This is a genomic window from Pseudoalteromonas gelatinilytica, assembly GCF_001641615.1.
In the GTDB taxonomy this organism is placed as follows: Bacteria; Pseudomonadota; Gammaproteobacteria; order Enterobacterales; family Alteromonadaceae; genus Pseudoalteromonas; species Pseudoalteromonas gelatinilytica.
Genome location: NZ_LRRU01000020.1, coordinates 1 through 12,346, shown reverse-complemented (window position 1 = coordinate 12,346; position 12,346 = coordinate 1). Strand labels below are relative to the sequence as shown.

Genomic DNA, 12,346 nt, shown 5'->3' with positions numbered 1-12,346 from the left:
TTACTTTTTCTTTTTCAAAACAACTAAATAAATGCGGCTTATGATATACCACACAAAACCTACTGCCATTGCCGCTGAATAGGCATACCACTCAGGAGATTTTGCTTCGGGGTGCATAAAATAAAAACAGAAAAAGCCCCCTAAAAATAAAATCAGTGCGAGGAAAGACTGATTCATAAACTTTTGTTGTCTACGAATACGCGTTTCTTTTTGCATTTGCTGCAACTGCTCATTGCTTAGATCGGTGACTTGGCATTCACAATGCGGACATTGTTTATGTTTGTCAGATATTGATTTTGCACATTGCGGGCAACTAATAATCGCCATATCTTTCTCCATAATACGCATAAAAAAGGCGCCTTTAGGCGCCCTTTATTGTACTTGTTTTATGAGTCGATGTCTTATTTGAATTTCACTCAATTGTGAAGATTCGAAAACCTGCACAACTAAATCCTCTACAAAAACTCAAAAACCAGATTTATTGTTTCTCTTTCGCCTTTTCAGCTAAACGCTTTTCCCAGAAAGTCGCATTTTTAATGCCTAATTTAACTGGGTCAAAAGTAATTTCACCACCGGCTTTCTTTTGATCTTCGTAATCACGTAAACAGTTAAGCGCTGGTTTTGCGACGAAGAAAATAGCTAATATACCGACAATATTGATCCATGCCATTAAGCCTACACCAATGTCACCAATGTTCCAGATATAGCCAGAGCTATTTACCATGCCGTATGCCACCATAAACATGATCACAAGTTTCACGGCAACCAGTGGAATATTACCTTTGAAGTAACGGTTCAAATAAGCAACGTTAGTTTCTGCAATATAGTAATAAGCAAGAATGGTCGTAAATGCGAAGAAGAATAAGGCAATACCTACAAACGCTTCACCAAACCCACCAAATACGCTAAATAACGCCATTTGTGTGAAAGCAGCTGAGCCTACTTCTGTTGCTGCATCAACATTTTGCACAATAAATTGACCCGCAGGTAATTCACCCACAATGTTGTATTGATTTGTGATTAAAATCATTAGCGCCGTTGCGGTACACACAAAAATAGTATCAACATACACAGAGAACGCTTGCACCAAGCCTTGCTGTGCTGGGTGATCAACTTCAGCTGCTGCAGCTGCATGCGGGCCCGTACCTTGACCAGCTTCGTTTGAGTAGATACCACGTTTAACACCCCAGCCAATGGCAGCACCAAAGCCTGCTTGTGCTGTGAATGCATCAGATAAAATCATTGAGAAGATACCTGGTACTTTATCTAAGTTTAAAAACACCACAATTAACGCTAATACGATGTAACCTAGCGCCATAAATGGCACCACGATTTGTGTAAAGTTTGCGATACGCTTAATGCCACCAAAGATAATAAACGCTAGCACAATTAAGATGATTGCAAGGGCAACTAACTTAAAGCTACCTACTTCGCCAAAGCTGGTGCTAACGAGAGTGCCTTCACCGAAAACTTGTGTAAATGCATTACCGACTGCATTCGCTTGAACACCCGGCAGGAATACACCACAGGCAATAATCGCTGAGACTGCAAATAATACAGCTAACCACTTTTGCTGTAAGCAACGGTCAAAGTAATAAGCAGGACCACCTCGGTACTGACCATCTTCTTCTGATTTATAAATTTGACCAAGGGTTGACTCGGCATACGCAGTACTTGCGCCTAAGAACGCAACTACCCACATCCAGAAAATTGCACCCGGACCACCAAAGCCAATAGCTGCTGCAACGCCAGCAATATTACCTACACCAACACGGCCCGATAATGATACAGCTAACGCTTGGAACGAAGAAATACCCGTATCTGAATTATTAGAGCTAAGCAATAACTTACACATTTCTTTAAAATGTCTAACTTGCGCGAATCGGGTTAAAACGGAATAAAACAGACCTGCACCTAGACATAAATAAATGAGTGCATTACTCCAAATTATGTCATTAACGGCGCTTACTAAAGCTTCCATGGATATCCTCTATGATTATATTTTTTATTGTTAGTTACGATACTCAGCGTGGGCTTGTGAGAATGCGCGACATGATGACTGTGAGAAATAAATTTAAAATTATATTACCTCTCAGCTGAACGTATTGAATATTAACTTAAACCAACCAAGTTTGTTAACAGTTAATTTTCAATATGACAAATGTACCTACCTAGTTAACATTCGATGCATCCTGCTCTGCACCGTCATTTTTCAGTTAGCAGATACAATTACGGGCATCAGTTTTGCTGATGCCCGTAAGGTTCGTTATCTTAATTTATCAACCACGTTAACGATAGCCGCTAACGTATCTTGACCAAATTGATACGAGCGACGATCTGACCAGCCGTAATCAGGGTCTGGTAAATCATCGTTATCTTTAAATGGCATCTCTACTGTATACGCTAATGCATTAAACTCATGCGCGACAGCAGAAGAACCAACAGTTAGATTAGCCTGGCCCGGTTCATCTTTAGGGTAACCGTGCTCGTCTTGGAACTCTGGCGTTACTGTTAAAAGCGCAGCTTTAAAGCTATCTTCTAACTCTTTTAAGCGGTCATCGTAGCCCGGGATACCTTCACTGCCCGCAACAAAGTTATAAGGAATAGCTTCGTCGCCATGAATGTCTAGGTGCATATCAAGGCCAGTTTCACGCATTTTATTTAGCACTAGGAATACTTCAGGGCTATTTTCCATGCTCGGTGTTTGCCACTCACGGTTTAGGTTAACGCCTTTAGCATTCGTGCGCAGGTGACCACGCACACTGCCATCAGGGTTCATATTTGGCACAATGTAGAATACGGCTTTTGATAATAATGCTGCTGCATGTGGATCTTCATCATCAAGTAGTTTATGAAGCAAACCTTCAACATACCACTCGGCCATTGTCTCACCTGGGTGTTGGCGTGCTGTGATCCAGATTGTTTTCTTGTCACTGCTAGGAATACCCACTCGTAATACACTCATATCGCGACCATCAAGGGTTTCGCCTAATGTTTCTAATTCACACGCATGTTGGCTTTGTGCCCATGCAAGTAAATCTAAGTGACGGTCGTAGCTGTATGGGGCAAAGTAAGCAAAGTACATGCTGCCGCACTCAGGCTCTACTTCAAATGATAGCGTGCCGTTTGCATACTCAGATGGCACACGGAACCAAGTTTGACGGTCGTATGATGCAACCGCGTGATAACCTTCCCAACCATCAGGATATGCTGAGTTTTCTAAGTTATTAATGTGTAATTTATGGCTTTGAAACGGCGTTGTTTCAAGACGAAAGTGAAACCACTGGAAAAAATCAGACTGATTGTCTTTATTAATTTCTAATTGAATATTCAGCGGATCAACGGCTTCAATAACCTTGATATTACCACTGTCAAAATTGCTGGTGATTTTCATTCTATAAACCTATTGGTTAAAAATAATTCTTAGCTATTCGCTTGTTAGTTAAGAATTAAGTCAACGCTCTTTGGTAGAACGTTTTGTTAGTAAATTAGTGTAGACGTAGCACAGCCTACCACATGAAGAAAATTTGCAAAAACTTTCACGACTAAAAAAGCCAGCATAATGCTGGCTTCTAGATTGTTTATTTTTTAGCTATTAGCGAGGTAAGCTTGGGAAAGTTACTTCAGCCATGTCACGCATACAACGTACTACCTGACAGCTATAACCAAACTCGTTATCGTACCAAACATAAAGCACAACACGGTTGTCATCTACGATTGTCGCTTGTGAGTCAACAACACCTGCGTAACGGCTACCCACTAAGTCAGTCGATACGATTTCAGTAGACGCTGTGTAATCGATTTGGTCACGAAGGTCTGAGTAAAGTGCAGTTTCACGTAAGAACGCATTTAGTTCTTCAACTGTAGTGCCTTTTTCAAGGTTTAAGTTCAAGATTGCCATTGATACGTTTGGTGTAGGAACACGGATAGCGTTACCTGTAAGTTTACCTTCAAGCTCAGGTAAAGCTTTAGAAACCGCTTTTGCAGCACCCGTTGAAGTGATAACCATGTTAAGTGCAGCAGCACGACCACGGCGCTCAGCGTTGTGGTAGTTATCAATTAAGTTTTGGTCATTTGTGTACGAGTGAACTGTTTCAACGTGACCATTCTTGATACCAAACTTATCGTTAAGTGCTTTTAACGTCGGGGTAATAGCATTGGTTGTACAGCTTGCTGCACAGACAATTTTATCTTCAGGTTTGATATCTTGGTTGTTTACACCGTATACGATGTTCTTGATGTTGCCTTTAGCTGGTGCAGTTAATAATACTTTTGCTGCGCCTTTTGCTTCTAAGTGCTGACCAAGACCTGCTTCGTCTTTCCAGATACCTGTGTTATCAACAACAAGTGCATTCTCGATGCCGTAAGCTGTGTAATCTACTTCGCTTGGAGAGTTAGCGTAGATAACTTGAATGTAGCTACCGTTAGCTTTAATTGCGTTACGCTCTTTATCAATTGTGATAGAGCCATTGAATGGACCGTGGATAGAGTCACGACGAAGTAAGCTTGCACGCTTTTCTAGGTCACCGTCTTTACCGCCACGAACAACGATTGCACGTAAACGTAAGTCTGCATAAGGACCTGATTTTTCGATTAATAGACGTGCTAATAAACGGCCGATACGCCCGAAACCGTATAACACAACATCACGTGGCTCTTTGCGCTCTGAGTTTGCGATTTCTGCTAATTCGTCAGTTAAGTATTCTTCAACTGAACGACCTTTTGCAGCATCTGTAAACAAATAACCATACGCTAGTTTACCAATATCGATACGTGCTGAGTTTAATTCCATTTTGCTAATCGCTTCTAAGAAAGGGAAGCTTTCACGTAAACGTAGTTTTGTACCTTCAAACTGAGCAACTGTTTTGTGCGCTTTGATGATATCGATTGTACTGGCATTAACGAGAGGACGGCCATATACAGCGATTTCGATACCACGATTACGATAAAGTCTACCAATGATAGGTTGCATACTTTCTGCGTAATCTTGACGTTCTTGCCAGCTGCTTGTGTATTCTAACTCGTGAGATGAGGTCATTTTTTTTACCTAATTAAACAATTTTGAACGGATAGCCTTAAAAAATGTGTTGTGATTTGAGAGCAACACATCTCAGGCAGGGGTATTCTAATTTAAACTCGAACGATTCTCCACTGTTACAGAGCAAATCATTGCGCTAGAATAAAGTAGTACAAATTAAGTTGAGGTTAAGGAATGTTATTAAGAGCAAGCGTGTTGCTTGGTTTATTGGCATTAGCAGGCTGTGAAGATCCGCTTACACTAGCGAATGTGTGCGACGAAACGCCTGGCTTCTGTAGTGATTTAAATAAAGACAGTCACTGTAAAGAGCAACGTGCCGAGGTCATCATTCAACGTTATGTTGAATATAAGTCGCCAACAGACGAAAACAAATACCAATTATTAAAAGATTTCGAGAAATACGATCAGTGTGTGTCGCTTGCGGCCAAGATTGAGCATATAAAACTAAAAGAAAAAACCACCTCTCGCGTTGAAGGTCATTTAACAAGCATTAAAGAAATGACACGTATTTTTCAAGATACCAAAAATACAAACCATCCAGGTTTGTTGTATTACCATTGGTCACGTAATAACGACCAATCAGCGTTAACTAAACTACTCGCCCTTGAAGAAAAACAAGATAAACGGGTGACCGAAGATGCTGAGATGCAGTTTTTCTTGGCAAGCTACTACGTGAAGTTTGATGATGAAAAAACCATTGATTTGCTATACAAAACGCTCGAGTTAAATAAAGCAGGTGAAACACCGAATCCAGAGATCTACCCGACTCTGGTCAGCTTATTTTACAAACACGAAAAGTATAAGCACGCATACACTTTTGCACGCGTGGCACAATTATCAGGGTATGAAAATGTCGATATTTTACCTATCGAACATCAACTCGCTGCCATTGGTAAGAGCCTAGACAGCCTAGATGATTTAGCACAAAAAACTTACGACAGTATCCAAGCCGGCACTTTTGTGTCGCCGCGCGGATTCTAGCCACTCGCAAGTAATGTTTTTAAACAAATAAAAAAGGCAGCTAACGCTGCCTTTTCTTATTTTGCTTTGCTTGTGCCAACTTCTACACGAGTCTTGAGCTTTTGACCTGGTCTAAAAGTCACTACTCGGCGTGCCGAAATAGGGATATCTTCACCTGTTTTCGGATTGCGGCCTGGACGTTCTTTCTTATCTCGAAGATCAAAGTTACCAAATCCAGAGAGCTTAACCTGCTCGCCTTTTTCTAGCGCTGAGCGGATTTCTTCAAAAAACGCTTCAACTAAATCTTTGGCATCTTTTTTATTGATCCCGAGTTTTTCAAATAGGTGTTCAGCTATGTCGGCTTTAGTAAGCGCCATATCTAGTCCCTCAACGATGCGTTAAATTGTTCGGCCAATGCGGCCACCACATTATCAACTACTTGATTGATATCTTTCTCTTCGAGCGTTCTATCAACCGCTTGCAGTGTTAGAGCAATCGCCAAACTCTTATAATTTGGCTCAATACCTTTGCCCTTATACACATCGAATAAGTTTAGGTCAACCAATTGATTTCCGCCAACTTTTTCTATGACATTTAAAATATCGCCAGATTTTACGTGATCTTCCACTAAAATCGCGATATCACGGCGGTTTGACGGGAATTTCGACACTGCTACCGCTTCTGGTAATTTTCTTTTTTCTAGTGCAGACATTTCGATTTCAAACACAAATGCTGTGTTGTTGATATCTAGTGACTTTTGCACCTGTGGGTGCACTGCACCAAAGAAGCCAACTTTTTTACCATCAACATAAATAACCGCTGATTGACCTGGGTGTAAGCCGTCAGACTGCTCTGCTTTTATCTCAAAGCGTGCAGTATCGTTGCTAATTGCTAAAAGTGCTTCAACATCACCTTTTAAGTCATAAAAATCAACGCTACGCTTTTCTTGAACCCAATGTTCACCGTGTGCAAGACCAGAGATTACACCACCGATAACAGCAACTTGGTTTACACCGTTTTCTGCATTCTCGTCACGTAAGAATTTTAAGCCATGCTCAAATAAACGTACACGTGGTTGCTGACGGTTTTGATTGTAAACTAATGACGCTAATAGACCCGGCATTAAACTTACACGCATTGCTGACATTTCAACCGAAATTGGGTGTGGCAATACAAGTGCATCACTTTGTGGGTGTAAAATAGCTTGTGCTTTTGGATCAACGAAGCTGTAAGTAATTGCTTCTTGGTAACCACGTGTTACAAGCGTATTGCGGAACTTAGTGACCGCAACATGAGACTCGTCATGGTTAGTCATTTTTAATTTAGCAGTTGGTGCAACGTTTGGAATGCTGTTATAGCCGTAAACACGTGCAACTTCTTCAATTAAGTCTTCTTCGATACGAATATCAAAGCGATAGCTAGGTACGTCAGCGCTCCATACACCATCAACAATTTTCACGTCTAAACCTAAACGGGTTAGGATGTCAGTTACTTTTGCATCATCAATGTGATGGCCAATTACGCGGTCTAAACGCTCACGACGTAAACGCACTTCTGTTACTTTTGGTAATTTATCAGTAGCGACTGCTTCAACTACAGGGCCGGCTTCGCCGCCAACAATTTCAAGTAATAATGCTGTCGCACGTTCCATTGCATCTTTTTGCAGCGCAAAATCCACACCACGCTCGTAGCGGTGTGACGCATCGGTGTGTAAACCGTAACTACGCGCTTGGCCAGCAATCGCAACCGGGTTAAAGAAGGCGCTTTCTAATAAGATATCTGACGTTGATTCCGTTACACCTGATTTTTCACCACCAAAAATACCTGCAATAGCAAGCGCTTTGTTGTGATCAGCAATTACAAGTGTAGACTCGTTAAGTTTTGCAGTGTTGCCATCAAGAAGAACGATTTCTTCACCTGCATTCGCGCTACGTACTTTAATGCCACCTTCAATTGCATTTAAATCAAATGCGTGCATTGGGTGACCAAGCTCTAATAACACGTAGTTTGTAACATCAACAACTGGGTCAATTGAGCGAATGCCACTGCGACGAAGTTTTTCTACCATCCAAAGTGGTGTTTCTGCATCAAGGTTAATACCTTTGATCACACGACCTAAATAACGAGGACACGCATCATCATTTACAAGCTCAATTGATACTTTGTCTTCAATCGTCGCCGCAACAGGTGCGATTTCAAGTGTATTAACATCAATACTATTCAGTACGCCCACTTCACGCGCTAGACCTTTAATACCTAAACAGTCACCACGGTTTGGTGTTAAGTCAACATCAATAATGCTGTCGTCCAGGTTTAAATACTCGCGTAAGTCAGTACCGATTGGCGCATCACTTGGTAATTCCATGATGCCATCGCCTTCTTCGCTGATGCCTAATTCAACGAATGCGCACAGCATACCGTGTGAAGGTTGACCACGAAGTTTGGCTTTTTTAATTTTGAAGTCGCCAGGTAATACAGCGCCAACAGTCGCAACAGCGACTTTTAAGCCTTGGCGACAGTTAGGTGCACCACACACGATATCAAGTAGCTCATCACCACCTACGTTTACTTTAGTTACACGTAACTTATCAGCATCCGGGTGTTGACCACACTCAACCACTTCACCAACAACAACGCCTGTGAACTCAGCCGCTGCAGGCTCAACACCGTCAACTTCAAGACCAGCCATTGATAACTGTTCCGAAAGAGCCTGTGTGTCGATTGCTGGGTTAACCCACTCTCTTAACCACTTTTCACTAAATTTCATTTTATATCTTCACTCTTAACGGAACTGGTTTAGGAATTTTAAATCGTTTTCGAAAAATGCACGTAAGTCATTTACGCCATAACGCAACATCGTCAAGCGCTCAACACCCATACCGAATGCAAAGCCTGTGTATTTTTCTGGATCAATACCCACTGATTTAAGAACGTTAGGGTGAACCATGCCACAGCCTAATACCTCTAACCACTTGCCGTTTTTACCCATAACATCAACCTCAGCTGATGGCTCGGTAAATGGGAAGTAAGAAGGACGGAAACGAATTTCCATATCTTCTTCAAAGAAGTTACGTAAGAAGTCGTGCAGAATACCTTTTAACTCAGTGAAGCTTACATCTGTATCAACCATTAAGCCTTCCACTTGATGGAACATTGGCGTGTGTGTTTGGTCGTAATCGTTACGATAAACACGACCTGGAGAAATGATGCGCAGTGGTGGCTGCTCAGTTTCCATCGTACGGATTTGTACACCACTTGTTTGTGTACGTAACACAAGCTTAGGGTTGAAATAGAAAGTATCGTGATCAGCACGTGCAGGATGGTGCTCAGGAATATTTAGCGCATCGAAGTTATGAAAATCATCTTCAACTTCAGGACCTGACTTAACCGCAAAACCTAACTCACCAAAAAAGCTTTCAATACGTTCAATAGTACGAGTTACTGGGTGTAAGCCACCTGTTGGCATAACACGACCCGGTAAAGTTACGTCGATCGTTTCTGCCGCTAGCTTCTCTTCAAGAGCCTTACTTGCTAGTAACTCACGCTTTTCGTTAATGGCTGTTTGTACTTCTTGTTTTGCTTGGTTAATCACTTGACCCGCTTCTTTACGCTCTTCAGGGGCAATCTTGCCTAGCGTTTTAAGTAAGTTGGTGATTTCACCTTTTTTACCAAGGTAATTAACCCTGATATCTTCTAATTGCGCGATTTCGTTCGCACTGGCAACAGCCTCAAGTGCTTGCGCTAAAATATTTTCTAAGTTCATTGAGTACCTGGTCTTTCACAGAAGGATTTTGTAATAGCTAATGATAACTGAAAGCAAGGACTAGATTCTAGCCCTACTAAAGCTTTAACGTTGATTTTATAAAAGGAATTGTTAATTTTCTTTGTGCAGCCATTGAGGCGTGGTCAAGTTTGTCTAAAACGTCCAATAATGCACGCATATCACGGCTTAATCGCGTTAATAAAAAGCGCGCACACTCATCCGTCAATTCAAGGCCACGCATATGAGCACGGCGTACGAGCGCTTCGGCTTTGTCATCATCGCTCATTGAACGGATCTGTAATGTTGTGCCCCATTTCAAACGCGAAACTAAGTCAGGTAAATTGATATGTAGCATGTCAGGTAATAAATCAGCTGTGACCACAAGGTATTTGCCAGGCTCATTGAAGCGATTGAAAAAGTTAAATAATCCTTTCTCCCATGCATCGTTGCCTGCCACCAAGTGAACGTCATCAATACATAACACGTCAAGGTTTTCGAGACCTTCAAGTACCACAGGACCGTAGTCAATCACTTCACGCATTGAAAGTAACATGGTTGATAAACCGCGCTCTTGAGCGTGAATACAGGTCGCGTACAACAGATGCGATTTACCTGAATCACCTAAACCGCATAAATAGGTATATTGAAATTTGTTACTCAGCTTTGTGAACGCATCTTTAAGGTGGCTCACTTCAAGCGAGTTTTCGCCACCAAAATAAGAAGTAAATGTTTCATCATCTGGCAAAGTAACTGGCAATGCCATTTGCATTGGTTCTTGCACTGCGATTAAAGCCCCTGCCACTGATATTCAAGCTCGTCTTTATTGACCACTTGGTAAAAATCACGCGGGTCTTGATACGCTTTAAAGGCATTATCAAGTTCTAACGCTTTTCTAAAGTCGTTCATGCTGCCTGTGTGATTTACTGTAAATTGTACGGTATCGGGTGTACGCACAGATATTACGGCACGAGTAACAACACTTAAGCTCTCTAAACGGCGTTTAGCAAATTCAATATCAACAAAGTTATTGATACCTTTTAGATAGAAGGTTGCTGTCGCAAGTTGACCAATCATCGTTGGATCAATGGCATATTCTGCTGCTAAGCCACCTGCTAGACTATCAATCATATCTGCAACAATTTGCTGTTTATCACCCATCAAACGATTAGTATCGAATAATTCCGCATTAGTGAAACGCCAATCAAGGATCCAGGTTTCTGAATCTGCTTGTTGGTACATTCTTGCAGTAATACTGCGCTCTGCACTATAACGACTCGACGCTCGCTCTACCGGCTCAGAGAAATTACCCCATACTTCTGGTATCCCAACAATAGCACGGTCTTCTAAATCAAGCAGTGGCACAACGACAGGTAAACCACGACGGCCAGCTTTGTCGTATATAAGCTGTTCAAGCTGCGGATATGACTCTTGAGTCACCAGTTCACGGCGCCAGTTATCTTCAATAGCTAACCAGATAGCCACTAAAGGACGACGTGTCCCCCAAAGAGGCAGGCCAAGATCTTTGATCAATGCATTAATTTTATTCGCTTCAAATTTAACAACTAGATTTAAACTGCCATCTGCTTTTTCATCATATTCAAATTTGAGCATGTAATCGGAAATGTCGCGGGTACGTTCTTTAGCTACAGGGTTTTGATCTGCGCTTGTGTCCCCACTTACTTTCACCAACACATTTAGCAGCGCTTCACGACTTGCTGACAAACGAGCATCACGTGATTTGTCTGCAACTTTAAGAGTATCTTGATATAGGTTAGTCACCTCAACAGCAAAGGTTGAAGCACTCGAAAAAAATAATAATAAACAAATAAGTAATCTAGACACAGGCCATTAGTTCTTGCTTTTAAACTGATTTGATCCTAAATCAAAGCCATAAACAAAGCAAAGTTAATTTAATGAACGGCAGATGAGCAACTTCGTGAGTTACAAGTTGGGAGTTAGCGAGGGGAAAGTTGAAAGAGTAAAGTTTTAAGTTCTGGTGTAGGTTGGGTAGAGCGAAGCGAAACCCAACACAGAGCTATCAGCTTTCAGCCGTCAGCGATCAGCCGCGCGGTGGGGTTGTTTTGTGCTGTGTCTTCCTCTGGTTCTAGGTTCTAGGTTCTAGGTTCTAGGTTCTAGGTTCTAGGCAAAGTGTACTTGTAGGAATGGCTTTAGCCATGAATATGTTTGTTATGGTCTAGATTCGGCACTGAAGTGCCTCCTACGGGGTTTGTTGCTGAGGGTGACTCTGTACAAATCACCCCGCAGTTCAACTAACATCTAATATCTGACCTCTGATATCTCTGTATTTCAGCTGACGTCTGACGGCTGAAAGCTGATAGCTCTAAACGCAAAAAAGCCCGACTCTTTCGAATCGGGCTTTCTTTAATTTGGAGCCTGGCGATGTCCTACTTTCACATGGCAAATGCCACACTATCATCGGCGCTGTTTCGTTTCACTACTGAGTTCGGCATGGGGTCAGGTGGGTCCAAAACGCTATTGTCACCAAGCAAATTTGGTTTTAATTCGCTCTTTTGAGCAAATTAATAAATTTGGAATTCTGATATCAAGTAAATGTCTACTTTAGT

The 12,346-nt window shown here is 41.7% G+C and carries 10 protein-coding genes and 1 rRNA gene; 1 reads left to right on the top strand and 10 read right to left on the bottom strand.

The annotated features are described in order from the left end of the window. The 4 genes from NH153_RS12925 to NH153_RS12910 form a co-directional block, all read right to left on the bottom strand. Nucleotides 1–327, bottom strand: coding sequence for a hypothetical protein (locus NH153_RS12925; protein ID WP_063706116.1), 327 nt, complete (start codon nt 325–327; stop codon nt 1–3). A gap of 151 nt (nt 328–478) precedes the next feature. Further along, complete coding sequence (locus NH153_RS12920; RefSeq protein ID WP_063704528.1) at nt 479–1,981, bottom strand: alanine/glycine:cation symporter family protein; 1,503 nt, start codon at nt 1,979–1,981, stop codon at nt 479–481. Between the two features lie 285 nt (nt 1,982–2,266). Then, nucleotides 2,267–3,394 carry a M14 family metallopeptidase gene (locus tag NH153_RS12915; RefSeq protein WP_063704526.1) on the bottom strand — a complete coding sequence of 376 codons (1,128 nt, stop codon included), beginning with the start codon at nt 3,392–3,394 and terminating at the stop codon, nt 2,267–2,269. A gap of 201 nt (nt 3,395–3,595) precedes the next feature. Next, a complete protein-coding gene (locus NH153_RS12910) occupies nt 3,596–5,038 on the bottom strand; it encodes a glyceraldehyde-3-phosphate dehydrogenase (protein WP_063704524.1) in 1,443 nt (480 codons plus the stop codon). A gap of 174 nt (nt 5,039–5,212) precedes the next feature. Between NH153_RS12910 and NH153_RS12905 the strand changes: the two genes are divergently transcribed. Beyond that, nucleotides 5,213–6,019 carry a DUF2989 domain-containing protein gene (locus NH153_RS12905; RefSeq protein WP_063704522.1) on the top strand — a complete coding sequence of 269 codons (807 nt, stop codon included), beginning with the start codon at nt 5,213–5,215 and terminating at the stop codon, nt 6,017–6,019. A gap of 56 nt (nt 6,020–6,075) precedes the next feature. Here NH153_RS12905 and ihfA read toward each other — a convergent pair whose 3' ends face one another. From ihfA to rrf, 6 genes are all read right to left on the bottom strand, one after another. Further along, nucleotides 6,076–6,375: an integration host factor subunit alpha gene (gene ihfA, locus NH153_RS12900; RefSeq protein ID WP_002960690.1), complete on the bottom strand. Its 300-nt coding sequence runs from the start codon at nt 6,373–6,375 to the stop codon at nt 6,076–6,078. A gap of 2 nt (nt 6,376–6,377) precedes the next feature. Beyond that, nucleotides 6,378–8,765: a phenylalanine--tRNA ligase subunit beta gene (pheT, locus tag NH153_RS12895; protein ID WP_063704520.1), complete on the bottom strand. Its 2,388-nt coding sequence runs from the start codon at nt 8,763–8,765 to the stop codon at nt 6,378–6,380. Nucleotides 8,766–8,780: 15 nt separating this feature from the next. Further along, the gene (pheS, locus tag NH153_RS12890; RefSeq protein WP_062568835.1) at nt 8,781–9,761 is read right to left on the bottom strand and encodes a phenylalanine--tRNA ligase subunit alpha; all 981 of its coding nucleotides are present in this window, start codon (nt 9,759–9,761) and stop codon (nt 8,781–8,783) included. Between the two features lie 76 nt (nt 9,762–9,837). Then, nucleotides 9,838–10,548, bottom strand: coding sequence for a DnaA regulatory inactivator Hda (gene hda / locus NH153_RS12885; protein ID WP_171038282.1), 711 nt, complete (start codon nt 10,546–10,548; stop codon nt 9,838–9,840). After that, nucleotides 10,548–11,603 carry a DUF2066 domain-containing protein gene (locus NH153_RS12880; RefSeq protein ID WP_063704518.1) on the bottom strand — a complete coding sequence of 352 codons (1,056 nt, stop codon included), beginning with the start codon at nt 11,601–11,603 and terminating at the stop codon, nt 10,548–10,550. Before NH153_RS12880 ends, hda begins: the two co-directional genes overlap by 1 nt. Nucleotides 11,604–12,153: 550 nt before the next feature. Then, nucleotides 12,154–12,268 (bottom strand): 5S ribosomal RNA (gene rrf / locus NH153_RS12875). Nucleotides 12,269–12,346 lie beyond the last annotated feature (78 nt).